The sequence below is a fragment of the Microcoleus sp. Aus8_D2 genome (assembly GCF_036702665.1).
Lineage (GTDB): Bacteria > Cyanobacteriota > Cyanobacteriia > Cyanobacteriales > Microcoleaceae > Microcoleus.
This window is the reverse complement of record NZ_JAUBUN010000013.1, coordinates 95,308-122,227: the sequence shown is the minus strand read 5'-3', so window position 1 is coordinate 122,227 and position 26,920 is coordinate 95,308. Positions and strand designations below refer to the sequence as shown.

Sequence of the window (26,920 nt, the reverse complement as noted above, 5' to 3'; positions counted from 1 at the left end):
CTACTGACTTCTTAGACTACAGACTCAAGATTTAAAGCAGCTTCATTAAGTTTTTCAGTACCTACTTTGACTTGAGCAATACCGCTGATAGTTTGAGATGCAGTGCGGTTGAGAGAGTTCATTTCATCACCTACCTGCTGAATAGCAATCGCCTGCTGTTTAATATTCAAAGAAATTTGTTGATTGCTAGCAAACACCAGATTGCAAGCTTCCCGAACCCCCGTAAAAGCTTCTGCTGTATCCTGCGCTGTTTTCACCCCTGCGGCGACAGTTTTGCGACTTGCTTCCGTTGCTTTCACCGTCGAGTCGATCGCGCCCTTAATTTCTGGAATAATACCATTAATCTTTTGCGCCGCTTGTTGGCTTTCATCTGCTAATTTACGAATTTCGCTTGCTACCACCGCAAAACCTTTGCCATACTCACCAGCTCTGACAGCTTCCACAGCCGCGTTAAGAGCCAGCATATTTGTCTGAGTGGCTAAATCGCTAACTAAATTTGCCAAAATCGAGATATTACCAATCTGACTCGTGCTATCCCCCAAGCGCTGATTTTGCTCAGAAATTGCCGCCACAGCTTCTCTAAGACTCAGCATTTGATTGAGAGTTTCCTCAACCATTTGAGTACCTTCTTCCGCTAGTGTTAAAGCTTGGCTCGCGGCAGCGGCAACAGCCTCAGCTTGCTCGGCTGTTTGCCGAGAAGATCTGCCCAATTTTTCTAAGGTTGCAGTTGTTTCATTGACAGAGAGAAATTGCTGGCCGACGACTTGCTCTTGCTGGTTCATATTAGATAATATTTGCATTGAGAATGACGATATTTGATAGATTAGTCCCCGAATCAGCTTGATTAGTTGTTGCAGCACAAAAAATCCTAATGCCAGCACAGTACCTAGGGATAATATAGTAATAAGAGTAGCTATTTTTTTCAAAACAAAAATTGAATCAAAGAGCGAATTTTTCGGTGCTTGATTCACCATTACAACAAATTTTTTGTTATTTCGGTTGTCTAAAAAAACTGTATTATAACTAATAACTCGATCGCCTAAGTCAATATTGCCTTTGCCACCGGAAAGTATTTGAGTCACTACGTCTGCTGAATAATCTTTCTTGATGTTTTCATTTGTTTTGATTTCGGAACCCCATTCTTTTCTAGAATTGGGATGATAGACATAGTAACCATCTTGATTTAACATAAAAGCTTGGTATGAATTTTTATGATTGATATTTTTAACTATATCAATCAAATTTTTGCCCAAATAATTGGCAATCAAAATGCCTTTTCTTTCCCCTTTTGTATCAAAAATTGGAGTGGCGTGGCGAATTGTTGGCTTGTAAGGAACTTCTATTTTGCCGCGCTCCTGATTCAAATTGAATTGAGACACATATATTTCTCCAGGTTTTAGATTCATTGTCAAGTAAAAGTAATCCCTATGAGCTTGATTTTGCAGTTCTGAATTTGGAACAATTTTGATAGTTTTGCCGTCAGAATTTAGGCGCACGAGTTCGTTACCTTTCTCATCTATATAACGCAACTGCATATAATATGGCTTGACTTCCATCATTGATGAAAATATGATTTGCATTCGATCGACCCAATTTTGATAAGTTGAATTAGTTTCTTTGTCTACTCCATTTCCATCTCTAGCTCTAATCATTCCTTGAATAGGGGGAGATTTGCTGAGTATCAAAACATCGTTATTGATATTTTCTAAATTGTTAACCATTTTTTCTCCGCTAGAAGCGACACTTTCCGCAAGATTGCTTAAGGCTAAGGTTTGCAGTGCTGCTGCGGAAGAAGAAATTCCATACCAGCCTACAAAAGATACTGGAATCAAGGTACTTAAAATTAAAAGCAGCAGCAGTCGGTGTTGGATTTTTTGGAAAAATTTATTCATCATGGGTAATTGGGAATTGGGAATTGAGAATTGGGCATTGGGCATTGGGAATTGGGAATTGGGCATTGGGCATTGGGCATTGGGCATTGGGCATTGGGCATTGGGCATTGGGCATTGGCATAATTTTTCCTTCTTCCTTCTTCCTTCTTCCTTCTTCCTTCTTCCTTCTTCCTTGAACATCTTCCTACACTGCTGATTTGAGATTTTGGGCTGCTTGATTTAGTTGAGAAATGCCGAGTTTGACTTGAGAAATGCCGGAGGCAGTTTCCTGAGTCGCGAGGTTAAGATAGTTGACGGTTTCAAGTACATCCTGAATGGCGCTCGCCTGATTTTTTGCTGTAACAGAAATTTGTTGGCTGTTCAAAACAATGCGATCGATCGCCCCGGCAACCCCAGCAAATGCGTCTGCGGTTTTTCGGGCAATTTTCACTCCATTTTGTACAGTTTTTGTGCCGTCATCCGTCACCCTTGCTGTCGAAGTAATGGCTTTCTGGATCTCTGCAACTAAAGAATTGATATTGCTAGCAGATTCCTTGCTGCGATCGGCTAATTTGCGAATCTCGCTCGCAACAACCGCAAATCCTTTGCCGCTTTCCCCGGCTCTCACTGCTTCGACAGCAGCGTTGAGGGCGAGCATATTTGTTTGGTTGGCTAAATCGCTGACTAAACTGGAGATATTCCCAATGCGATCGGTTTGCTCGCTCAAACGCAAAATTTGCTTTTGAATTGCTCCGACATTTTCTGTCAAAGTTGCCATTTCTTTCAAGGTATTGTCTACTGCTTGACTGCCTCCTGCTGCAAGTTGAAGGGCCTGGGCAGCCCCGAAAGCGGCCGCTTCGGCTTGCGAGGCACAAGCTTTGCTTGATTCGCCCAATTCGTCCATTGTAGTCGCAGTGCGATCGACAGCAGATAGTTGTTGGCGGGCGATGCGCTCCTGCTCTTCGATGGTGACAGCAATTTGCGACGAAGAAGACGCGATCGCCCGCACAATTTTATTAACCGATCGAGTAGTGCGACGAGCCAAAAAAATTGCGATCGCGCTAACAACAGCAGCCGTCAACCCAACTCCTGCCATCAGAGTAAAAAGCAACTCTTTTTGCGGAGCAAATACATCTTTTGTATCGTTGGCAATAATCACGCTCCAACCCAATTGTGGCAGCTCTTTTGATGTTTCAATAGGAGCGTAAGTAAGCAATTGCTTAGCTCCATCAATGCGATCAATATCTATCGCACTGTCAATCTTTCTGTTGGCTTGCATTTTGGCAAAAACACTAAAATCCGACACTGCATCTCTGCTCACCTGATCGGTTTCTGTTGCTGAGAAAAACTTGCCATTGCCATCAACTAAATGGTATTCCTCTTTTTTTAATGCCTCCGAGTCTCTGGTTAATTGATCTTGGTTTTCTTGATAATTCTGCTCTAAATAAGTTGTAGGCGTGCGAGTTCTGATGACGGCGATAGTTTTTCCTGTGTTGATATCGACAATCGGCGCCGCAGCAAAAATGGCGTATTTGCCATTAACAAATGACTTTCGGGGCTGCACAACTGTAGGACGATTAGTTTTAATTACTTCCTGAAAATAGTCGCGCTTGCCCATATCTGTAACTTCTTCTCCGCTCGATTGCAAAATAGTCTTCCCCTGGAGATCGGCGACTGCAATACTGTCGTAGCCATCCGCTGCTGTTAGATATTTATCTAACACAGCTTGTTTTTGACTGGTTGATGTGGTTTGGCTGACTCGGGGGTCGTTCAGTATACTTAGATTAGCCATATCCTGAACTTCATGATAGCGTTCTAATATCAAGTTTTGGACGTGATTTGCAGTGGCGATCGCCCGTGATTCTTGGTACTTAATTACGTAGTTTGTCAGGTGTTCGCTGGCAAATACATAAGTCATAGTTCCTGTCAATAGAACTGGGATGGTACTGAGAGCGAGCGCAAAAACAATCGCTTTAATTCTTAAAGACCATTTTTTCATTTTTTTCCTCATAACTCATAACTCATGCCATTTTAGATTTTAGATTTTAGATTTTAGATTTAAAAAGTGAAGAATTTAAGCAGTGAATAATGACTGCTAAGTATCGGTTTGGATCTGGCCTACAGTTGCATTTTTTGACGAAACTATCATAACTGATAAATATGCTAAACAACTCCTTTTAAATCTAAAGCAGCTTCATTCAATTTTTGAGTACCGACTTTAGTTTGAGTGATACCGCAAGCCGTTTGTGCTGCTGCTTGGTTGAGAGAGTTCATCGCTTCCACCACTTGTTCGATCGCGATCGCTTGCTGTTTGGCATTCAGCGAAATTTGCTGAGAGTTCAAAACCACGTTGTTAATTGCATCAGCTACTCCAGCAAATGCTGCTGCGGTTTCCTCCGCAATATTTACACCAGAGTCCACGGTTTTAGTTCCTTCGTCTGTCACCATGACTGTTGAGTTAATCGCCCGCTGAATATCAGCGACTAAGAGATTAATTTGCGCGGCAGATTTTTTACTGCGATCGGCAAGTTTGCGGATTTCTGAGGCGACAACGCCGAACCCCTTGCCGTGATCGCCCGCCCGGACTGCTTCCACGGCAGCATTGAGCGCTAACATATTAGTTTGATTTGCCAAATCGCTAACTACAGTTGAGATATTGCCAATGCGATCGGTTTGCTCGCTCAACTGCATAATTTGCCCTTGCATATCCTGCACTTTGGTTTTCAGTGTTGCCATTGCTTCTAAGGTTTGTTCCACAGCTTTTGTACCGCCCCTAGCTAAATTTAAAGCTTGCATTGCTTGAGATGCTGCCGTTTCTATCTGCTGGGAAGTTGCCCGAGAAGATGCACTCAATTCGTCCATTGTCGTAGTGGTTTGATTGACTGAAACTGCTTGCTGGCTTGCCATGCGTTCCTGTTCTTCAATGGTGGCTGCAATTTCGGCGGAGGAGCTGGCGATCGAACTAATTGTGCGATCGATCGATCCAGCAATTCCTGACGAAATCAGCCAAGCCACACTCGCACCCAACAGCACTAACAGCAACGAACCAACCACCAGCGTCGATACCAAAAAGCTTAAAGCTTCCTTCGTCATTTGCGTTTCTTGTTTAATGATCTTTAATTCTGTTTCCCGAAATTCCCGGTTTACTTCCACAAATTCATTCACAAATTTGGTGTACTTGCCTGTATTAAATATAGCGAGGGCTTCGGCTGTCTGATTTTGCTGAAATAAGCGAACTATTTCGTTAGAACCATCATAATATTCGTTTACCAGCTCCAGCATCCTCTGCAAACGGGCTTTCTGTTGGGGATTTTTAACGATCGGATCTACATTAATCGCCGACTGGCGAGCCAAGTCTGCACCTGTTTTAAAATCATTTAAAAACTGCTTATTTTTATTAATTAAGTACCCGCGCATTCCCCTTACCATTTGCTCCGCACCTACGGACATATTACTTGTTTCTCCGATGACATTTTCTACCCTTTCCACTTCTTGGAAAGTGTCAAACACCTGACTTGTAGTAGCGACAACTAGGACTGGTAACGCTAAGTAGATAGCTGCTGGCGCTAGATATCCGAGCAGCATCTTGTTTCTAATGTTTAATTTTTTAATTTGAGCAAACATATTTTTTTCGTAAATTTAAGATAGCATTTGCCTTAGTAAGGCTGTGACGCTGCAATAATCGTTGGGAGTCCGGCGTTGGCAACAGAAATCAGCCTGCAAGTTCTGGGAGTGATGCCGTGCAGTGACAGTAGAAAATAGTATCATAGCAAATTCTGTTCTCTTACTCTCTTTTCTTTAGTTTCGGGTGGCGCTGACATCGTTTTTGCAGGTGCGACCCCGATTTATCCGTAAAATCTTTCTTCAAACCTCCTCATCAACAGCAACTCCTCCTTTTGTTAAGAGTTTCTGCAAGTTCAGAACAGCGATAAGTTTTTCCTCGTAAAAAGCAGTGCCTCGAAGATATTCGCGGTTGGCCGAATTTAGTGCAGCAGGAATAGTCGCAATTTCTGCCACATTCAAATGTATAATGTCTAAAATTTCCTCAACAACTATACCGGCGACCAAATCTTCAATTTCAACAACGATCGCCTTTGAGAGAGATTTTGTGTCGGCTGACGACATATTTAACACATTCCGAATGTCCACTAGGGTGAGAATCTCGCCCCGCAAATTCATATTTCCAATAATGCGATCGGGAGTGCAAGGAATCGGAGTTACTTGGCGAATGTCAGTAAATTCGCGCACTACTGCTAGATTAATACCAAAGTATTCGTTGTTTAAAAGAACCACCGCCAGCGATATATGAATTGCGGCAGAATTTTCGCGATCGCCCTGCGGCCTCAAATTCTGAGCGCGATCTCTAAAAATCGCCTTTTCTTCCGCCGTAGCATTCGGACAAAAAACGTGAGGCTTGCCCAAAATCTTAGCATCTTCCGCTAACAATTTTGGCTCTATTTCTAATGGCAAATTGGTTGTTTCTAGGTTGTCTGCTGGCGTTGAAAGTTCTGCATCGCTTGCAGAAACTGGGATTTTTGCCTCTGTTTTGTCGGGAGAATATCGAATTAGGCGATCGATATCGAGCAGCATAATCAGATCGGCTTCGCAGCGGGCAAATCCAGCTAAAAAATGATGGGGGGCTTCTGCGTTGTCTCGCCCGTAAGATAGCTCCGGAGTTATGGCATCTGCGGGGATCTGCTTAACTTCGTTAACTCGATCGACAATGATGACAAGTTGAATTTCTTGCCATTCTATGACGATCGCACTATCTGTCACAGAATACTCTTCCCAAACGTACCCAAAACGGAGATTCAGATCCATCACGGGCAGAATCGAGCCCCTGAGATCGATCGCCCCGACTATATCTTGAGGCGCTTCGGCGATCGGTGTCAACTCCGGCAGAAAGAAAATTTCTCTAACGCAGCCGACTTCTACACCGCAGAGCAAACCGTTATGTTCAAATATAAGATACGGCTTAGTTTCCATATTTACCGTGACACTTTATTGACTAGGACTTGCGAAAAAAACTGGTTTCTAAGAGCATATTACGTTGGGCAGCGAGGCACTTACAAAAAACCTAGTTTTTAGCTTTTCCTGGCGCGTCATTTTTGTGGGCTGTACAATTTTACCAATTTTTTTTTAACATTCATCAATACTTGACTCGCTGTCATTTTTCCCTGCTGCTCGATCGGAGTATGGGGCGGTAGTTTTTTGAGAATATCGCAAGATGAGTTGTACATTTTAATCGCTTTATTTAGCTGACCTTCTTTATTGTATATGTTCCCGAGTTCGAGATAAGCTGAAACAAAAGACGGGCAAAGATAGATAGTTTTTTTTATAAAAAATTTAGCTGTTTCCAAGTCATCCTGTTCTTCAGCAATCTGAGCTTGCAAATAATAAGGCAATACTGACATACTATCTACTTTGCTAGCTCGCTTGCAGTATTCGATCGCCTGAGAATACTTGCCTAAATTTGCATAAATTTGAGCCAGCAAATAATTAGCATCAAAATTATGAGCTTGCAGGTCGATCGCCTGTTTTGCTTTATCAATTGCCTCAACATAAGCTTTATTTTTAAAACAAGCTTTTGCTTCTACAATCAGGAGCTGAGGCGTTGGGCTATCGGCTTTTTCTGCTGTTGAAGGTAAACCCGACACTTGATTGCTAACCACATCGCCCTCGACATAGCGAGTTCCCAGAATTTTTCCCAGCCCAGTACCTGCTGTTAACAGGGACCCAACATCCGCAAAATTGCCCTTAGCAAAACTAGCTTGCACAGTTTCTCCCGGTAGCAACTCACCCCTGTCATCGCCCAATTCCCCTTTCTTTCCCGATTCCCCAAACGCCGATTTTGCTTGGGATGCTGGTGCAGTCAAAGACTTTATTTTAGCTGGTTCTTCCCCTAGGACATTCTTGGCTTGATAAACAACCGACTCCGGGAAAACCTTTGGTTGAAACTCGTTCATCCCGTGACTGTGAACTTCAGCATGACCCGTCATTAAATATCCTCCGGGTCTCAGCGTCTTGGCAAACTTTTTCAATACCTGTGAAATATACTGATTTTCAAAATAAACAAAAACATTTCTGCACAAAATCAAATCCATGTTATGAAGATCTGTGTTAATTTTAGGAAAATTATCTGTCACTAAATTTACATGGCTAAAGCTGACAAATTGGCGCAATTTACAATCGATTTCCCACTCGGTTTTCCGCCGATCGAAATACCGCCTTTGCACTTCCGGGTCAACTAAGCGAAACGACCAAGGGCTGTAAATTCCCCGCTGCGCTTTTTCTATTGCTTTTTGATTGATGTCAGTACCTAAAACTAAAATTTTCCATTTGTCCCAATCGGGAATTAGCTGTTTTAAAATAATAACTAAAGAATAAGGTTCTTCACCCGTCGAGCAGCCGGCACTCCAGATGCGTAGTGTTGGCTGAATTCCCAATCTCTCGTGCAATTTTCTTTTGTGTTCGATCAATTCCGGGAAAATCACTTTTTCCAGCAGCGAAAACTGTCCTTTGTCCCGCATGAAATAACTTTCGTTGGTTGTCAGCAGCAACGCGATTTCGCGCCATTCGCTTTGACTTTCCGGACTCGGATCGGCTAATATTTGATAATATTTATCAGGAAAGGCTATTTTTATAGCTTTCATCCGAGTCAAAATTTTTTGAGACAAAGCCGATCGATCTTGCGGGCGAATTTGTAAACCCGTGTGAGCCGCAATTAATTGAACAAATAGCTGAATTTGTGCATCATCCATGTCAACTACGGTAACTCTGTTTATGTATAATCTGTTATTATGGAGGGTTGGTAATGGGTAATGGGGAACTGGCTAGGGATTTGAGCCGATCGCGCTGACAAAAAATATACCAACAGAGATAATATCATGTCCGGTCGATCGACCACAAGATTCGGGTCTGGGCGAGTAGACTAGGTTTGATCGTGAGGACTGAGCGTCCTCATCAAAATCAGAGGACGCTCAGTCCGAAGGATCAAACGTTCTCAAAGGCAAAAGGTAGAAAGCGGTTTGTCTTCTACCTTCTGCATTCAAACAGGTGAATCTCCAACAGTTAAGCTGGGAAAATCCGCAGGCGGCGGTTAGGTTCTTCCCCAAAACTGTGGGATTTCAGGTGATAGTGTTCCACAAGTTCGTGCTGCATTTTGCGGACATTGGGAGAACGGGGTAAGAGTTCCACAGGCTGTCCCTTGGGAATGACAATTTGCTCGACGGCCAAGCGGGTTTCTTCGAGAGCTTCGAGCTCGTCAGAAGTACCGCTGCGGGCGAATAAGGCGAGGTCTGCCACTTCCGGGGTGCCCGGGTCATCCATGTCCAACAGGCGCCGCAAAGCTCTCGCTACGTGGGGAATAGTCCCAGCTTTGATTGTGTGCAGGGGAACTTGGCGAGTTTTGGCCAAGTGCCTCAATTTTGACTGGTTCCGCACGTTCGATCGCAAAGCCAACACCACGTCAGCACTTTCAATATCCTTCGTCAACTGCACCGGCAGGTTCAGGGTGGAAATCACCTGTTCGAGCTGGTGGCGAGCTATGCCGTAAGGATAAACGTGGAGGGGCAAATCTTCGCCGTTAGGGCCGACATTCTGGGAATAACGACCCCTGTACTGGGGTACGGGTTCCACGGACAGGGATTCTTCGAGGAGTTGCTCGAAATACCGAGTCTCAGGAACAACCGGCGCGCTGTTAGCCGCAGCAGCGAATTTCTCGCCTTGAGGGGGCATGGGCACCATTTTGCCTGCACTCCGCCACCCAGAAATTGGTGTGACTGGCCGCATTGCTGATACCGCAGCCGGGCCGCTAGAGCCGGAAGCTGGCATCCCGGGAAAGCGGGCGGGGGGAGCTGCTGACTCGCGTTCGATAATTACTTCTCCACTGTCGCTGACACTTCTGATTTGCTGGTTGGGTTCGCGTCCCCGCAGCAGGCTGTCGATCGAATCTGAGACTCGTTCGTGGATTACCCAGCGCTGGCGTTCGAGCATTTCGATCGCAATTTCAAAAGTTGGCGGTGATTTGCGTTCCAAAACTGTCTTTTGAGAACCGCGGCGCCGCGCCTCGTCATCTCCCAGCGTCACCGCTTGGATGCCCCCGATTAAGTCGGCCAGAGTCGGGTTTTTCATCAAGTTTTCGATCCGGTTCCCGTGGGCGGTACCGACCAATTGCACGCCCCTTTCGGCGATCGTCCGAGCGGCCAAAGCTTCGAGTTCCGTGCCAATTTCGTCAATCACGATTACTTGCGGCATATGGTTTTCCACTGCTTCGATCATGACTTGGTGCTGGAGTTCGGGACGCGAAACTTGCATTCTGCGAGCTCTGCCGATCGCCGGATGCGGGATATCTCCATCTCCAGCAATTTCGTTGGAGGTGTCGATGATTACCACCCGTTTTTCCAAGTCATCGGCGAGCACGCGGGCGATTTCCCGCAGGGCCGTGGTTTTGCCGACTCCGGGGCGGCCGAGCATCAATATTGACTGACCGGTTTCCACTAAATCGCGGATAATGCCGATCGTCCCGAACACAGCGCGGCCCACCCTCAAAGTCAAGCCGATAATCTCGCCGCTGCGGTTGCGAATGGCGCTAATTCGGTGCAGGGTTTGCTCGATACCGGCTCGATTGTCGCCGCCGAAGCTGCCGACTCGATCGATGCAATAGCTGATGTCTGCTTTGGAAACTGGTGTTTGGGAAAGATGTTCGGCCGAGGATGGAAAACGAGCTTCTGCTCGGCGGCCCAAATCCATCACAATCTCAATGAGATTGTTGCGCTGCGGGTGCTGCTCTAAGGGCTGCCGGATCTCATCTGGCACGATGTCTAATAGTCTGTTGAGGTCGTCTGTAATCTGCATTCGCCTCGGTGTGTTCGGTGACGTTTTCAACTTTTTAGTCATTAGTCATTTGTCATTAGTCATTTGTCATTAGTCATTTGTTGTCTGTTGTCTGTTTGCGGATTGCGCCTCGGTGGCTAGAAACCCGGTTTCTACGAGTTTTGGGGACAGGAACGAGAAATATAGCAAGAAACCGGGTTTCTGAGGGTGCAAGTGCGATCGCAAAATCGAAAACTACAGTTGTTAGTTGTTAGTTGTTAGTTGTTAGTTGTCAGTTTTTTTTGATTAACTAATGACCAATGACCAATGACCAATGACCAATGACCAATGACTTTTGACCAATGACCAATGACCAATGACCAATGACCAATGACTTTTGACCAATGACCAATGACGGCAGGACCAATGACCAATGACCAATGACCAATGACCAATGACTAATGACTTTTGATCTGGGAAACTAGAGAACGAGCTAAACTCACCGCCTCCGAGAGAAGTTCTGGGACGGCTTCGAGCTGAGTCAACCGAGGTGTTTGAACTTCGGCTGCGCCGCAAGCGACTGCTACCGGAACGGCATAAGCTCGATCGGTTTGCATTGTTTCTAATTGTTCTAAAATTGGCGATAGCAAAACCCTGGCATAACTGCCGTAAGCTACACCTGCTATGTATTGGACAGGGGGAACTGACAAATTTTTTCCGCCATCCAAAAGTAGTCCGCAGGCTCTGAGCTTGCTGACAGTACGAGCATTAGTGCCACCTGCAAGTTGCACGTATCCCGGCAACTGAGCAGCCAAAACTTTTTGACCGAGTTTGACCGCGGCCCTAGTAGTTCCTGTTCCAATATCTCCACTCATCGGCCTACCGTCGGTTTGCCAAATTAGAGGACAAGGAAGGGGGGAAATTATTTGATAGAGTGTCCGCAAATAATCAATCAAACCGTCTCCATCGGGGCAACTAATTGCTATTAACTTGAGTCGATCGACCCACGGAGCTATGCTCGACCAAAGTCGCGCAAAATCTGCCTCTCTGCCTACTTGCGTGTGGATTTCTAGGGCGTCCGCACCGGATTGCAAGATTAAAGGTGCGATCGCGGCGGGAGCAGACACGTAAGAACGAGTATAAATTAATTGACTCGGACAAACCGGCAGACAGCGACCGCAGCCATAGCACTGCTGGTCTATCACCCCGGAAAAACCACCGCCAGCAGCCTGAAAAACTATTGCTTCGGCTGGACATATTTTTTCGCACGGCCGCCAGCAGTCCGCCGGACATTCGGCTGGGTTGAATTCGGCCTTGCGAAAATGCGGGTCTTCTCCATCGTTTAAACTCACCATCAGCCAGGGCAACCCTTTGCCGCCAAACCTGCGGTTTTGAGTTCTGAGCTGTAATTCGCTGGCAACTTGTAGGGCTTCTTTCGCTGCTGCGACGGCGGCGGGATCTGCCGCGACATCGATACAGTCAGCACCTGCTAAGGTGTAAGCCAATGTGAGATTCCGAACCGCCGGCAGGTGTTGAAAGCTCGCCCCACAGATCAGCTTGAACCAATGACCATCTTTTAATGAGTTTAGTGGATGATAATGTTCTGTCACCCTTATATGCTAATCCTTTCAGCTAAAAATTACTATGTGAAAATTTTTACTTAATTTGAAAATTTAGGCTGATACAAGCTGGAAACGCTACTGATAGCAGTGGAGCTGGGGCTGTTGGCTCTATATGTAGAGTTCGACCTTAATTTTTTTTCGGAAATTTCATTTTTTTGAGAGCGGCTGCCCAGGGGCGATCGGATTTGAGAGTTGAGATGTGAGATTGGGAATTTTAAATGATGACTATTTTAAAGGCAGACTCTCTACAGTAGCATATTTGGGCGGTTTGGGCAAGGACTAAGTATCAGAGAGATTTTTTTAACTGGTTCCCAGGCTGTGCCTGGGAACCCCGATCGAGAGGCTCTGCCTCGGCACAGGATGAAGGAGGCAGAGCCTCCGGATCGGCGTTACCAGGCACAGCCTGGTAACGAGTATAAAACGACGTTTTTCAACGGTTTTAGGCTTATGTTGATATCAATGTGTGCTCCTTGATTAGAACTCAATTCATCTGCGTCAATTTACGGCTCAACTAGCTATCATGCTTGCTCAGCCGCTTGTAAACCGTAGCCAAAGCATGGCTGTCCCCCACATTTCCCGGAAACAAAACCACTGGTAAATCTGGAAACAGAGGATGATCTGCCTCGGTTTTAACCACCGAACAACCTGCGATTATTTGACCGATTTGCCTGACACTTTTCAGCGACAAACCTGTACTCAAAACATCATTAGAAGTAATCCCGCCCTTGCTAATTAAAAAACCGATATCCGCAGGCAGTCCCCGCACCACATCCATCAACAAAGCAGAAACAGCAGCACCAAATTTTAACCTGACTTCTGTATTTTCAAATTGTAGTTCCTGGCGGCTAGTATAAATTACAGGCGTTTTGCCATCTGCATGAGCAGTGTGGACTTTTTCGAGAGTTTCATCGAGGATTTGGGTGCGAGACTCTGGTGAATCTTCTAGCAAGTGAGATACATCTATTTCAATGCTAACTGTATTAGGTTCTTCTAACAAGCGTTCCAATTGATCTGTCGTTTTCTTAACGTGGGAACCAACTATTACTGCACCAGGTTTGCCGTCCTTCACGTATTTTGCCATTTCATCGGCGGCTACTGGCTGGTGGCCGAGGTCTGCTAACGATGTTAAAATACTTGCCGCGCTGCGGAATAAAAACTTTTTGCCTTGACTGGCTGCTTCGAGAATGTGTTTGGCAAATCTGTCTAAATCGCCTTGGCTTTCGCCGTCAACAACTGCACATTGGTTGTCTGTCATCTCCATCAGCCGATCTAAACTTCCGTAGCGAATGTCTGCGAGTAAAAAGCGATCGACTGTATCAGCGTCGATGCGACCTTTGGTTTTTTCTTCTACGTAGTCTGGCAGGTAACTGTGACTGTAGCCGAAGACTGAATCTTTGGCAAATTCGGTTTCGTGAACAGGCGTTTCGACGCCGTTAACCATTAGGTAGTGCACGCTGTTGCGGGTAATTCTGCCTCCTTCAAAAAAGGCGGGAATTAGAAAATGAGCGTCGAAGGGGCCGAGTTCTTCGGCGATCGCGTCGGTTTCGATCGGATAGTGGCCGCGCAGGGTAGAATCGGAACGGCTAACTATTAGGAAGTCTTCGATTTCTTCGCTCGCGATCGCCTTTTTGAGATTTTGGCACACTTCGCGGGTGACGGAGGCTGCTGTTTCGGGAGTTAGCGATCGAGTATTTGTCAGTATAAAAAAAATCGGGGACTTGTCCCGCAGTCCCAAACACAGGGTTTCTTCATCCCAACGTGTCAGCAGCAAGCAACTGTGCACGGTTTGAGAACCGGTGGGATCGTCATCGAGAACTATAATCTTAGGTTTGGTAGAAGACATACTGACCTGGTTGTTAACATCTCCTTTCCAAGATATCCTTACCTGTTACCTAACAGGAAAAAATTTACAATTATGATATTTCTTAACAATTCTCATGATTCATAAATTTTAAAATGTGTTTGACTTCGATCGCTTCACGGTTGGTGCGCGTTGCTACCAAGAAGACCGGGCGGTTGAAACCGCGTCTATACAGACTCTCACCCGACGGGAGCGGGTTTCCGAGTGAGCAGTTAAAATTCAATATGGTTGGGTTAACGCTAATGTCCGAAGAGATATCTTAGGGTTAGCGCAGTGATCCGCGACGATCGCATCGCCGAGACTATGATAGTTATCAATTAACTGATGTGTGCGGGGAGAAATTAGCTTTTTAACCCAAGCGTATTTGGCTAAAATTACGTTATTCTCTTCATTCCGCACCAGACCCAATTCGTTTGTGTAGATGCGGTTTCAACCGCCGTCTGCTTTTAAAATTACGTTTGATCTTCATTCCGCACCAGGCCCAATTCGTTTGTGTAGATGCGGTTGAAACCGCCGTCTGCTTTTCCATTTTTTTCAATTAGCAGCATTTCGATCTTGCAGCTTTTTCATTTCTGCTTGAACTCCCACAGCTAGCTGCAAAGCTTCGTTGAGCAATCGCCCTTGTTCGCTAGCTCGATCGCTAATTTGCATAGCATTCAAAGCGATCAAATTATTGGCAAACAGTTCTGAGTTAGTAGCGACAAATTTTTTGTTTTCCCTGAGAATTCTCTCGGTTTTCAAAGCTCGAACTAAATCCTCTCTGATGAGCTGCAAGGCTTGAATGACTTTTGAGCGATCGCCTATTTTGACGAACGCATTGCCAGCATCTTCGATTTTATCATTAATTTCGATCGCCTTAATTATACCATTATAGCGCTCGACATCATCAAAAAGATTGACTAAATGTTTGTTTTGGTGGCTGCACCAAATCTTCCACGCATCCTCAAAGATCAAACCAGCGATCGCAGCGAGGTGGAGCGCGAACCACACCAAATAAGCTCTAGGAAATATCGCCACCAGCAGCCAACAACTGATTAGAACCAAAACAATTAAACCGACTGTTTTCAAAGCTTCCCGGGCAAATTTAGTCGCACTCGCGGGCCGGTATAGGCGATCGGGCCCCGCGCCGCACAGGTGCTTGAGCTCACCCACAGTAATTTCTAATCCCTGAATGTCAGCTCGCATAAATCTTCACAAATATTTGTTAATTATAAAGTTTTGTAGGACAACAAGGGGCTCGTCTACAATAAACCTAACACTTTTTTCTACCAAAACTCCACTATGTCCGCACGTCCTATATACCTCGACAACCACGCCACAACCCCTGTAGACAAACGGGTACTTGATGCGATGCTACCGTATTTCACCGAACAATTCGGCAATGCAGCCAGCATCAACCACGTTTACGGCTGGGAAGCAGAAGCAGCGGTTAAACAATCGCGGCAAACCATAGCAGAAGCGATCAATGCCTCTCCCGAAGAAATTGTTTTTACCAGCGGCGCAACGGAAGCAAATAATTTAGCGATTAAAGGCGTCGCCGAAGCCTATTTCAGCAAAGGAAAGCACATTATAACAGTAAAAACAGAACATAATGCAATTCTTGACCCCTGTACCTATTTGCAAAAATTGGGGTTTGATATTACTGTTTTACCAGTGAAAAGCGACGGGCTGATTGATATCGGCGATTTGATCAAAGCGATTCGGGCCGAGACAATTTTAGTTTCGGTGATGACTGCTAATAACGAAATTGGTGTCATTCAGCCGATCGCCGAAATTGCAGCAATTTGTCGCGGAAATGACATTCTGTTTCATACGGATGCAGCCCAGGCGATCGGCAAAATTCCCCTCGACGTACAGGAAATGAACATCGATCTGATGTCTTTGACGGCGCACAAAATCTACGGGCCAAAAGGCATCGGTGCCCTCTACGTCCGGCGTAACAAACCGAGAGTGCAGCTAGCGCTACAAATGCACGGAGGAGGCCACGAACGGGGAATGCGATCGGGCACTCTTTACCCACCGCAAATAGTCGGGTTTGCTAAATCAGTAGAATTAGCAATTGCTGAAATGGAGTCGGAAACAGAACGAGTTGTGAATTTGCGGCAGCGTTTGTGGGAAAATTTGAATGAATTGGGTGATGTTTTTATCAACGGTCACGCGACTAAGAGATTGCCGGGAAATCTCAATATTAGTGTAGGCGGGGTTGACGGTCAAGCGCTGCTGTTGGGTATGCAACCGGCGGCGGCTGTTTCTTCTGGTTCTGCTTGCACTTCGGCTAAAATATCCCCATCTCATGTTTTAGCAGCGATCGGGCGATCGGACAAGTTAGCCTACGCCTCAATTCGGTTTGGGATTGGCCGGTTCAATACTGCTGCTGAAATAGATGCAGTGTCTCAACACGCGATCGCGACTATTCAATCTCTGCGCCAAGCTCAAAAAGTCATGAGTTAAAAATAATATCTTGTTTTGTCGATCGCCTACAATAAAATTGGTTGGTAGTGAGGACTTCAGTCCTTTGATTTTTGCGGACTAAAGTCCTCACTACAAACCTGTTGATTGCGGTTTGTAGTGAGGACTGAGCGTCCTTCTTGAATGCGGAAGGGAGTCCTCACTACCAACCTCTTGATTGCGGTTTGTAGTGAGGACTTCAGGGTAATTCAACAACTCTTATAAAAAACCCAAAATATACCGTAGGGTGCGTCGCCCTTAAAAATCTCTGAATAAAAATCGACAATCTCATGGATCCGCACCGGGGTAATTCAACAACTCTTATAAAAAACCCAAAATATACCGTAGGGTGCGTCGCCCTTAAAAATCTCTGAATAAAAATCGACAATCTCATGGATCCGCACCGGGGTAATTCAACAACTCTTATAAAAAAACCCAAAATATACCGTAGGGTGCGTCGCCCTTAGAAATCTCTGAATAAAAATCGACAATCTGATGGATCCGCACCGGAGTAATTCAATAACTATGATAAAAAAACCCAAAATATATTGTACTGTAGCAACACTTACAAATAGTATTATATGTGGCTCGTGATGACACAGGTGCGTCGCTCTCAGATTGTCGATTTTTAGTTCAAGTTTATCATGGCGACGCACCCTACGAATACTACGAATAATGTTGAATTCGTAAATAAAAATTGGTATTACTTAGAACCAAACACTTCACGCACTCGATAAATCGGTTTTCCCTGAGATTCGTGATAAGTCCGCATCATCACTTCCGCCAGCAAACCAAAACAAAATAACTGCACGCCAGTCAACAACAAAACCACCGCCAAAATCAGCAAAGGACGATTACCAATAGTTTGACCTAGACCCAATTTCACGAAAGTCAAATAAATCCCTAAAACCGTTCCCAACGCCATAGAAATCATTCCCAACAGTCCAAAAACGTGCATCGGTCGAGTCAGGAACTTCTTCATAAAAGAAATAGTTAGCAAATCCATCAATACCCGAAAAGTCCGCCAAATCCCGTACTTACTTTGACCGAAACGCCGCGCGTGATGCCGCACAGGAATCTCTGCAATTCTCGCCCCTTCAATAAACGCCAAAGCCGGCAAAAATCTGTGCAACTCCCCGTAGAGATTCAAGTCTGCAACCAACTCAGATTTATAAGCTTTCAAAGAACAGCCGTAGTCGTGCAAAGTTACGCCTGTAACGCGGCCAATTAACCAGTTAGCAATTTTAGAAGGAATCAGGCGGCTGATAGTATTGTCTTGCCGATTTTTGCGCCAGCCGCTAACTAAATCGTAGCCTTCATTTAACTTGTCCAGCAACACCGGAATATCCGCAGGGTCATTTTGCAAGTCTCCGTCTAGGGTAACAATAGCACGACCGGTCGCGCGATCGAAACCTGCCGACATGGCAGCAGTCTGCCCGTAATTGCGGCGCAAAATTACAGCACAAAGGTCATTGCGACTGCTGGCTAACTGTTGGAGAAGTTCCGCAGAACCGTCCTTAGAACCGTCATCTACACAAATAATTTGATAGCTGAGTCCAGATGGTTGAATCGCAGAGGCGATCGCCTCAATCAAATGAGGCAAACTTTCTACCTCATTATACACTGGTACCACCACCGAAACATCGAGAACAATCTCATCAGCAGCCTGCTGTGCAGCCAATTTTTCCAAAAATAATGCAGCGTCCATTGCTTTGTTAGATAACATCAGTAGTCAGTAGTCAGTTGTCATTGGGCATCGGGCATCGGGCATCGGGCATCGGGCATCGGGCATCGGGCATGGGGCATGGGGCATGGGCAAAACAGGCAAAACAGGCAAAACAGGCAAAACAGGCAAAACAGGCAAAACAGGTCATTGGCCAAACAGGTTATTAGTGAACAACTCCAGAACTTAGGGGTGGGTGGTTAGAAACCGGGTTTTTTACGAAAATACTTTGTTAAAACCCTCAATTTAGGTAAAAACCCGGTTTCTTAGTTCATAGTTGATAAGCCATAAACTAACTAGGTTGATAATTTGCCACAACTTTACCATATCCGCGCAATTGCTGATAATAAGCTCGACTGACTGCATCCCCATCATCCGACAAAACATCGATACCAATACCGTCGCGACCTTGTACTTTTCCCGAACTGTGAATATAGCAATTATCTCCGAGGTACAATCCTACATGAGTTGCTTTTTCCGGCGTACCAAAAAATACTAAATCTCCCGGTTCTACATCGCTAACACTAATAATAGATGTAGTAAAAGCTTCTTGCTGGTAAGCATCCCTCGGCAACCAGATGCCCGCGGCCACAAAAGCAGCTTGCATCAATCCCGAACAATCATAATTAGGCCCGACTGTACCGCCCCAAAGGTAATAATTGGATTGCTGCATCGCCTCGCGAGTGAAAGTAATTGCGATCGGCAATTTATCCCTAATTTCTTCCTCAGAAACCACCAGAGGATGATACACTGTTTCTGTGACTTCGAGCAACTCAAGATCTCGAACATCCAACCATCCCGGATAATCGTCTTCGCACAGCCGCACCATCACAGCGTTTGTATCCCCCTGCACAAGGGAATCTCTGCCATCTCTCCCCCCCTTAACAAGGGGGGGCTGGGGGGGGTCAAAAAGGAGCAAATGCCGCCCCAAGGCTGCTTGAGTTGCTAATCGATCGCACTTTGGGGAATCGTAAATATTTATGTGCGATCGCGCCCGGTACTCCACAACATCAGATAATTGATAATTGGTCATTGCTAATTGCTAATTGTTTGCTGTTAATTGTTCGCACTTAACGATTTATTGCCATTAGCCGTTAACCGTCAGCCGTCAGCCATTAACCCATGACATTTTTCCACAAAGACGAACAATTAGAAACCCTCGGCAGTAGCATTATAGACTCCGCCCAGGCAGAATTTACAGGATTGAAGGGCGATCGTACGGCCATAACCTGGATCGTCTACGATCCGCCGGTGCGAGTCAACACAGGCGGCGCCCTGAGTGCACAAGAATTTTGGAAATATCAACCGCGAGGCTTTAGCGCCAGGGCTTCCGAACGAATTTATCCCGCCAGCATCATCAAACTATTCTACCTCGTTGCCATCTGGGAATGGGCACAAAAAGGCATGATTCAAACATCGCCTGAATTAGAACGCGCCGTCCGAGATATGATAGTTGACTCCAGCAACGACGCCACCAGTTTAGTAGTAGACGCCCTCACCGGCACCACCAGCGGCCCAGAATTATCACCAGGCCCCTTTGAAACTTGGAAACAGCAGCGAAACATCGTCAACCGTTACTTTCAATCATTAGATTGGCCGGAATTACAAAACATTAACGCCAATCAAAAAACCTGGTGCGATGGCCCCTACGGTCGCGAGCGAGCATTTCTGGGAGAATTAATGGAAAATAGAAATATGCTCACCACAAATGCAGCGGCGCGTTTGCTGCACACTATCATCGGTGGCGTAGCTGTTTCTGCAAAAGCATCCCAAGAGATGATGGGTTTAATGAAACGCAGTTTAGCACCAGCCGAATTAGAAGCTGATCCGGAAAATCAAGTTACAGGTTTTTTAGGCTGCGGATTACCAGAAGATGCAAAATTGTGGTCAAAAGCAGGGCTGACAAGTCAAGTTCGTCACGATGCTGCTTATATTGAAGTACCGGGTTTGCGGCCGTATTTGTTAGTTGTATTTACTGAGGGGAAAGAGAATAGCAAGAATGAAGAGATTTTGCCTTTTATCTCGCGGCAATTTGTGGAAGCAATGAAGGCACTTGATTAGATTCGGTAGCTGATGATTGCTGCTAAATTGATTCAAATTCACTATTGATCCGGGTAGGGAAACGGCATTGCCGTGTCCGTTAGTTTCAAGTTAAGGTTGAAAACCTTTGTATCTCTAGTTTGTTACCGAGGCCAGATCCCCCTAAATCCCCCTTAAAAAGGGGGACTTTGATAAGAGTCTTGTCCCCCCCCTAAATCCCTCTTTAAAAGGGGACCTTTGATCGGAGTCTTGTCCCCCCTAAATCCCTCTTTAAAAGCGGGACTTTGATAATACTCTTGTCCCCCCTAAATCCCTCTTTAAAAGCGGGACTTTGATAATACTCTTGTCCCCCCCTTAAGAAGGGGGGTTAGGGGGGATCTAGCCTAATCGTCAGAGAGCAAAAAACTCGACTTTCAATAACATGATTAACCTGAAGCCCTTGCTAAAGAAGGAAGTTCTAGAACGGAGAGGGAGGGATTTGAACCCTCGAAGGATGTTAACACCCTTAACAGATTAGCAATCTGCCGCTTTCGACCACTCAGCCACCTCTCCAAGATGACGGTAACTAACTATAGCACACACATCCTCTTCTTGCCAACCCCTAAATCAAAAATTATTCAATCCCTTACTCTGTATACGTTTTGTCGAAGGAAGAAGAGAAATGGAAGTCGGAAGAAGGAAAAATTATCCCACTCCCCCACTCTCCCACTCTCCCCTCTCCCACTGTCCTACTGACCAAAGCCCCTCGCCTTCAAGTGCTTTTCCCAGCTAAAATTGGGACTCAAAAAGAACCTCTTAGTATACAAATATCCCAACCGATACAGCTTAGCCTTGCGATCGGCATCAAGGTTAAAATCCGTCGTCGTCACCCCAGCTTCACTCACATCAATATTAATAACTCGCCCTTTATCCATTTCCCGCTGGTGATAGCGATCTCTTGCTTTCATCATGGTTCTGAACATCGCCGCCAGCATCGACAGCGGAGTGTTAATCTTAACTTGATGTTCAATGCCAGTATCAACTAATCGAAACCCAAAGGTAAACCACCGGGGCATCGCGGGAGTCGAACCGACGGATTGTTTGTCATAAATCCACAGCGGGAAATTGCTCAGAATTCCCCCATCGACAATTAAGTCATTGCCCAGTTTTCCAGGCTCAAAAAATAGCGGAATACTCATCGACAGTCGCACCGCTTCAGCTACGCTAAAGTCTTCGGCATTTTGCAGCCGCAACTGCTGGTACAAAGCATCAGAATCCGCCGAATCTTGCCGTCGCAAGTCATCGGGCAGCACCAACATTTCACCGCGAGTTAGGTTGGATATTACTACTTTTAATTCCCGCTCTTTTACGAGTTTTTTGACATCGGCAAAAGTGCGCAAGTTACCTTGGCCAAGTGTTGCTTCTAGCCACTGTCGGAAAGGCTGTGCTGAATACTCTCCCATCTGGCGGCTAATTGTGAGGAAAAGTAGCGTCCAAGCTGGAGATTGCAAGTCATCGGCTGGGTCGCCATTTAAAATTAGAGGACTATTTTTTTGAGTCAAAAATATGCTATAATCGAGATCTCCTAACAACTGCTCTAAGTCATCCATTGACAAGTCTGTTGCCAATACTGCTGCTGTAATTGCACCGGCAGAAGTACCGGCTAGTTTTCGCCAGTGGACGCCCAAATCGTGGCAGCATCTGAGTGCTCCTAAAAAAGCAAGTCCGCGCACGCCACCGCCTTCAAAAATGGCGTCGGCATAGATTTGACCGTCTTTGTCGGGAGGCGGAAATTTTTTGAGAATTGTTTCTTTCTCGGTGGCGGACATCCTGACACCGGGTTCTTGCAAAATTTGCTGGGGATACAATTTACTCATTTTAGATTGGGTATTGGGAATTGGGCATGGGGCATGGGGCATGGGGCATGGGGCATGGGGCAAACTGGCCCGCGCAGGGAATTGGGGAATTGGGCATGGGGCATGGGGCATGGGGCATGGGGCATGGGGCATGGGGCATGGGGCATGGGGCATGGGGCAAACAGGGAATTGGGAATTGGGGAATTGGGCATCTTGCCCGCTCGCGAAGTCGAAGGGTGGGCATGGGGCATGGGGCATGGGGCATGGGGCATGGGGCAAACAGGGAATTGGGAATTGGGGAATTGGGGAATGGGGAATGGGGATTGGGGAATGGGGAATTGGGGATTGGGGATTGGGAATTGGGAACTGATTATAGCTGACTGAAATAAATTTTGTTTTTATAAAAAGTTTTGCATTGGGTGACGAGAAGTTTACTCATAAACAGGGTCGATAGTGACGCGCGTGCAGGTTTTATTGAAATTTATTGTGCTTGATTTTTGTGGGCATTCATGGCTTCTTTGACCTGTTCTTGAAGTTGCGATCGCACTTGTTCGTAGGCCAGCGACGCGCACCACGGTCGCAGAGATAGAATAGTTGTATCTGGAGTTATCTCGGTTACCAAACAAGTTGGGGGCGGATTCTCCAATACCAGCGGGTGAGAGTGGGCAATTTCTAGTAACTCGGTCATCATCGGACGAATCGCCCGATCGCCAATATCAATTTTTAAGTCTACTCGCCTCGTGCCCATTGCCGTGGTATTTTTCAGTGTACCGTTAAATAACTGATTGTTGGGGACAATAATTTTGATGCGATCGTCCGTCACGACGGTTGTGGAAAAAATCCCGATGCTGTCCACCACTCCCTTAACATCCGTAGCTTCGATCGCATCTCCGACTTCAAAAGGCCGTAAACTAATCAACATCACCCCAGCCGCAAAGTGGGATAGAGTATTTTGCCACGCCAAACCAATCGCCAAACCCGCCGCACCCACAACAGCCACCACGCTAGTAGTTTGAATTCCCAACTGATTCAAAGCGGCGACTACGCCGACTACCAAAATCACAATTTCCGCAGCTTGAACCAAGAATTTCCGCAGCGTGGCTTCAGTGCGCCCCAGTGCTCGGCGAGTCACGCGCCCCGCAATGCCGATCGCAAATCGCGTAATTAACAAAATGCCGATCGCCCACAGCAGTTGAGGTACAATTTGAAACCCCAATTCTACGAATTTTTTCGAGAATTCTTGGGCTACTTGCATCGCCTGTATTCTTTCTGCATCTAGCTGCGCTACGAAGGTCTGAGATATTAGTATACTTTTGCCGAGCGCTGTCATATTGGGAATGGGGAATTGGGCATGGGGCATGGGGCATGGGGCATGGGGCATGGGGCTTTGGGTATTGGGTATTGGGTATTTTTTACATCAAAATCAGTAATATAGTCCCGATTGCTCTCAAGCTCCGCGATCGGTCTTCGCGCTAGTTAAGAGTTTACTGTAACGCGGGGCAATCGGTGTTTAAAACCGCAGAGTATTTCCCACGAAATAGTTCCTAAAGTTTCTGCCCAATCGTCAGCAGTAATTTGATTTTCTCCATCATTACCCAACAACGTCACCACTTCACCGACTTCTAAATCGGGAATCTCGGTGACATCCAGCATTAATTGATCCATCGTCACGGCCCCAACTTGCTGCACAAATTTGCCCCTAACTAAAACCTGCATTTTATTAGAAAGATTGCGCGGAATCCCATCGGCATAACCGATACCAACTACCGCAATCTGTGTCTCGCGCCCAGCAATAAATTTATAGCCGTAACTGACGCCTGTTCCTGGTGCAATTGTTTTCACCTGCGTTACCCGGGCTTTTACCTGCATTGCGGGGTGCAAAGAAGCGATCGCCTGCAAGTGAGAAGCAGGATAAAGACCGTAGGTAGCCAGACCGACTCGTACTAAATCGTAGTGCAAATCGGGGTCTGTGAGGGCGGCAGCAGAGTTTGCCAAGTGCAGGCGGGGGGGGGTAATTCCTGCTGTTTGGATTTGCTCGATCGCCTTTTTGAACCGTTGCTGTTGCTTTCTCATAACGGCGGGATCGGGACTGTCGGCTGTTGCCAAGTGAGAGTAAATGCTGGCTAATTTTAAATTTGGCAAACCCTTGACTAATTGCACAAATTCTGTTGCTTCTTGCCAGGGCGTACCCAAGCGAGACATTCCCGTATCTAACTTAGCGTGAACTGGCAAAGATTGGTTGATACTGGCGAGAACTTCCGAAAAAATTAGGGCTTGTTTGGCAGTACAAATAGTCGGCTGCAAGTGCCATTGGGCGATCGCCTTTACCTGTTGAGCTGTATGAGTTGCCCCCAACAGCAAAATCGGCGCTTCTATCCCAGCTTCTCGCAACTCTATTCCTTCGGGAATCGTCGCCACTCCCAGCCAGCTAGCACCTGCTTGCAATGCGGTTTGACTGACTGCGATCGCACCGTGGCCGTAAGCATCCGCTTTCACAACTGCCATCAGTTCTGTGTTTGGAGATAAGAGATTTTTAAGCTGTTTTACATTGTGAGTTAAAGCTGCTAAATCGATTTCTACCCAAGCCCGCTGGCACATTCCGCAGTCACCATCCCACAGCACAGTCTGGCGGGATTCTTTGGTTGTCGATCCTGCGGTTGTTTGTTCCTCACTCAACATTGTCGATCGCTCCTACTTGCTTGCACCATTAAAAACTGCTTGGAGATTTCACCCTAGGTTTGATTATAATAAAATTTGCCCTTGAATCAATCTTATACCAGTTAAAAAAATCAGGCCACCGCAGGCAAGCTGCAAACCACGAGCTTCATCAGTCATTCCCAATTCTTCAAGTCTCAAATTTAAAATCCAAAAATGGAAAATCTCAAATGGTATTAACTGGTGTATGATAGCACCAAAAATACCCGGTAAAAACTATGGACGGACTGGCTTACCTGCATTTAGCAGAAACTTGGGAAACGCCCGCAGCTCAAACTCGATCGCCCAACTCGAAAAAGCACCTAAATTTAGCATCGACTCCTTTACTCTTCTTTACACTCAGTCTCACAATTTTAAATTTAGTCAATCCCGCACTCGCCATCAAAATGACAAAAGGGGATTCCGGCCCGGAAGTTGCCGAACTCCAGAAAACTCTGCAAGACGCAGGATATTTTCGCAGCAAGCCCACAGGATTTTACGGTTCTGTAACCCAGGCTGCGGTGAAAAAGTTCCAAGCAGACAAAAACCTGAAAGTTGACGGAATTGTCGGCCCTCAAACCTTGTCAGCCCTGAAAGTTAAGCCGGAAGGCGCAAGCACTGACAAGGAATCTGCGGGGGAAACATCACCTTCGCCATCTCCTACCGCCACAGAAAACACCAACCAACTCGAAGATACAACTAAAAATCAGCCCAAACAACCTCTTTTTCAAGAACCATTTTTACCGCCATTTAAAACAGAAACTACTGCCCCAAGCCTTGAAAATAAAACAAATGAATCTGAAGGCAAAAGGCTTGTAAATACTGAAGGTAAAATGACTTTGAAAAAAACTATTTACGGCAAAATATCGCCGAAATCAATAGTTTATTCGGGAGCGGGTTTGTTTTTTGCTCAAAACATGATGTACAGTCATACAATTACAGTTTACGACAGGAAGTTTAAATTAGTCAAGACTATTCCAGATACAGTAAACTTGTCGAAATTTGGCTTTTCTAAATTCAAAGGCAATTATCAGGGTTCTCCCGTAGAAGCTGCTTTTTCAACAGACGGCAAATATGCCTACGTATCCAACTATCAGATGTACGGTTCGGGGTTTGACAATCCGGGTAGCGACAGGTGTTCTCCTGCGGCCAAACACGACCAAAGTTTCATGTACCGCATCAACACCCAAACGTTGAAAATAGAAAAGATAATTCCTGTAGGTGCAGTTCCGAAATTTAATGCTGTTTCGCCTGACAATCGTTTCGTCCTGGCGAGCAATTGGTGCAGTTGGGATTTGAGCGTAGTCGATATCAATAAAAATAGCGAAGTCGAGCGGGTAAAACTGGGTGCATATCCTCGCGGTATTGTTGTCACTCCCGATTCAAAAAATGCCTATATTGCCGTCATGGGTTCTTCGGATATTGCGAAAGTGAATCTGATAGACTTTTCGGTAGAATGGTTGAGAAATATTGGCAATGCGCCGCGTCATTTGACGATCGATCCCAAGGGCAAGTATCTTTATGCCACTTTGAACGGTGAAGGGAATGTGGCAAAAATTGACCTGGAAACTGGTGAAGTGGTGGATAAAGTTTCGACGGGAAATGCACCTCGCAGCATGACAATTTCCGCTGATGGAAAAATGATTTATGTGGTTAACTATTTATCGAATACTGTTAGCAAAGTCAGGACGAGCGATCTGAAAGTGCTGCAAACAGTGAATGTTAATTCAAGTCCGATCGGGATTACTTACGATCCGGAAACTAATCAGGTTTGGGTAGCTTGTTATTCGGGCAGCATTATGGTGTTTCAAGATTAATTTACCTGGTTCGTAGTGAGGACTTCAGTCCTGCTAAAAATTCGGAAAACGGACTTGCATTCCCTACTACAAACCAGGTTCGTAGTGAGGACTTCAGTCCGCATAAAATCCGGAAATAGGACTTGCATTCCCTACTACAAACCAGGTTCGTAGTGAGGACTTCAGTCCGCATAAAATCCGGAAATAGGACTTGCA

At 45.8% G+C, this 26,920-nt stretch carries 20 protein-coding genes and 1 tRNA gene; 6 read left to right on the top strand and 15 right to left on the bottom strand.

Translation table 11 applies throughout. The features are described from left to right. Positions 1-11 precede the first annotated feature (11 nt). The gene (locus QUB64_RS13155) at positions 12-1,895 is read right to left on the bottom strand and encodes a methyl-accepting chemotaxis protein (RefSeq protein ID WP_333268770.1); all 1,884 of its coding nucleotides are present in this window, start codon (positions 1,893-1,895) and stop codon (positions 12-14) included. On the opposite strand from QUB64_RS13155, the gene QUB64_RS13150 reads away from it, so the two are divergent. Beyond that, positions 1,894-2,088 (top strand): hypothetical protein, encoded by a 195-nt coding sequence (locus QUB64_RS13150; RefSeq protein ID WP_333268772.1) that lies wholly within the window; start codon positions 1,894-1,896, stop codon positions 2,086-2,088. The two genes, QUB64_RS13155 and QUB64_RS13150, sit on opposite strands and share 2 nt — an antisense overlap. Here the strand turns inward: QUB64_RS13150 and QUB64_RS13145 are convergent. From QUB64_RS13145 to QUB64_RS13110, 8 genes are all read right to left on the bottom strand, one after another. Further along, positions 2,077-3,789 carry a methyl-accepting chemotaxis protein gene (locus QUB64_RS13145; protein WP_333268774.1) on the bottom strand — a complete coding sequence of 571 codons (1,713 nt, stop codon included), beginning with the start codon at positions 3,787-3,789 and terminating at the stop codon, positions 2,077-2,079. The two genes, QUB64_RS13150 and QUB64_RS13145, sit on opposite strands and share 12 nt — an antisense overlap. 245 nt (positions 3,790-4,034) lie before the next feature. Beyond that, on the bottom strand, positions 4,035-5,495 hold the full coding sequence (locus QUB64_RS13140) for a methyl-accepting chemotaxis protein (protein ID WP_333268776.1): 1,461 nt from the start codon (positions 5,493-5,495) through the stop codon (positions 4,035-4,037). Positions 5,496-5,735: 240 nt separating this feature from the next. After that, positions 5,736-6,857, bottom strand: a complete 1,122-nt coding sequence (locus tag QUB64_RS13135; RefSeq protein WP_333268778.1) for a chemotaxis protein CheW — start codon at positions 6,855-6,857, stop codon at positions 5,736-5,738. 116 nt (positions 6,858-6,973) lie between these two features. Beyond that, positions 6,974-8,632 carry a CheR family methyltransferase gene (locus QUB64_RS13130; protein WP_333268780.1) on the bottom strand — a complete coding sequence of 553 codons (1,659 nt, stop codon included), beginning with the start codon at positions 8,630-8,632 and terminating at the stop codon, positions 6,974-6,976. 310 nt (positions 8,633-8,942) lie between these two features. Then, a complete protein-coding gene (locus QUB64_RS13125) occupies positions 8,943-10,727 on the bottom strand; it encodes a R3H domain-containing nucleic acid-binding protein (RefSeq protein WP_333268782.1) in 1,785 nt (594 codons plus the stop codon). A 416-nt stretch (positions 10,728-11,143) separates the two neighbouring features. After that, a complete protein-coding gene (gene ldpA, locus QUB64_RS13120) occupies positions 11,144-12,295 on the bottom strand; it encodes a circadian clock protein LdpA (protein WP_333268785.1) in 1,152 nt (383 codons plus the stop codon). Positions 12,296-12,818: 523 nt separating this feature from the next. Further along, positions 12,819-14,150, bottom strand: coding sequence for a four-carbon acid sugar kinase family protein (locus QUB64_RS13115; RefSeq protein ID WP_333268787.1), 1,332 nt, complete (start codon positions 14,148-14,150; stop codon positions 12,819-12,821). A 552-nt stretch (positions 14,151-14,702) separates the two neighbouring features. After that, positions 14,703-15,353 carry a hypothetical protein gene (locus tag QUB64_RS13110; RefSeq protein ID WP_333268789.1) on the bottom strand — a complete coding sequence of 217 codons (651 nt, stop codon included), beginning with the start codon at positions 15,351-15,353 and terminating at the stop codon, positions 14,703-14,705. A 96-nt stretch (positions 15,354-15,449) separates the two neighbouring features. Between QUB64_RS13110 and QUB64_RS13105 the strand changes: the two genes are divergently transcribed. After that, positions 15,450-16,619: a cysteine desulfurase family protein gene (locus tag QUB64_RS13105; RefSeq protein WP_333268791.1), complete on the top strand. Its 1,170-nt coding sequence runs from the start codon at positions 15,450-15,452 to the stop codon at positions 16,617-16,619. A 700-nt stretch (positions 16,620-17,319) separates the two neighbouring features. Here the strand turns inward: QUB64_RS13105 and QUB64_RS13100 are convergent. Next, positions 17,320-18,342, bottom strand: coding sequence for a glycosyltransferase family 2 protein (locus QUB64_RS13100; protein ID WP_333268793.1), 1,023 nt, complete (start codon positions 18,340-18,342; stop codon positions 17,320-17,322). A 17-nt stretch (positions 18,343-18,359) separates the two neighbouring features. Between QUB64_RS13100 and QUB64_RS13095 the strand changes: the two genes are divergently transcribed. Beyond that, positions 18,360-18,509 carry a hypothetical protein gene (locus QUB64_RS13095; protein WP_333268795.1) on the top strand — a complete coding sequence of 50 codons (150 nt, stop codon included), beginning with the start codon at positions 18,360-18,362 and terminating at the stop codon, positions 18,507-18,509. A gap of 122 nt (positions 18,510-18,631) precedes the next feature. On the opposite strand, the gene QUB64_RS13090 is transcribed toward QUB64_RS13095, so the two are convergent. Then, on the bottom strand, positions 18,632-19,372 hold the full coding sequence (locus tag QUB64_RS13090) for a C40 family peptidase (RefSeq protein WP_333268797.1): 741 nt from the start codon (positions 19,370-19,372) through the stop codon (positions 18,632-18,634). An 89-nt stretch (positions 19,373-19,461) separates the two neighbouring features. On the opposite strand from QUB64_RS13090, the gene QUB64_RS13085 reads away from it, so the two are divergent. Further along, entirely contained in the window at positions 19,462-20,400 is a 939-nt protein-coding gene (locus QUB64_RS13085; RefSeq protein WP_333268799.1) for a serine hydrolase, read from the top strand. A gap of 442 nt (positions 20,401-20,842) precedes the next feature. Here the strand turns inward: QUB64_RS13085 and QUB64_RS13080 are convergent. Then, positions 20,843-20,931 (bottom strand) — tRNA-Ser (locus QUB64_RS13080). A gap of 176 nt (positions 20,932-21,107) precedes the next feature. Next, the gene (locus QUB64_RS13075; RefSeq protein WP_333268801.1) at positions 21,108-22,235 is read right to left on the bottom strand and encodes a patatin-like phospholipase family protein; all 1,128 of its coding nucleotides are present in this window, start codon (positions 22,233-22,235) and stop codon (positions 21,108-21,110) included. Positions 22,236-22,241: 6 nt separating this feature from the next. Between QUB64_RS13075 and QUB64_RS13070 the strand changes: the two genes are divergently transcribed. Beyond that, positions 22,242-22,598 carry a hypothetical protein gene (locus QUB64_RS13070; RefSeq protein ID WP_333325412.1) on the top strand — a complete coding sequence of 119 codons (357 nt, stop codon included), beginning with the start codon at positions 22,242-22,244 and terminating at the stop codon, positions 22,596-22,598. Between the two features lie 97 nt (positions 22,599-22,695). On the opposite strand, the gene QUB64_RS13065 is transcribed toward QUB64_RS13070, so the two are convergent. Both QUB64_RS13065 and alr read right to left on the bottom strand, forming a co-directional pair. After that, positions 22,696-23,544, bottom strand: coding sequence for a mechanosensitive ion channel family protein (locus QUB64_RS13065; protein ID WP_333268805.1), 849 nt, complete (start codon positions 23,542-23,544; stop codon positions 22,696-22,698). A gap of 146 nt (positions 23,545-23,690) precedes the next feature. Continuing rightward, positions 23,691-24,893, bottom strand: a complete 1,203-nt coding sequence (gene alr, locus QUB64_RS13060) for an alanine racemase (protein ID WP_333268807.1) — start codon at positions 24,891-24,893, stop codon at positions 23,691-23,693. A gap of 254 nt (positions 24,894-25,147) precedes the next feature. Here alr and QUB64_RS13055 point away from each other — a divergent pair, with 254 nt between their 5' ends. Then, positions 25,148-26,725 carry a peptidoglycan-binding protein gene (locus QUB64_RS13055; protein WP_333268809.1) on the top strand — a complete coding sequence of 526 codons (1,578 nt, stop codon included), beginning with the start codon at positions 25,148-25,150 and terminating at the stop codon, positions 26,723-26,725. Positions 26,726-26,920: the final 195 nt, after the last annotated feature.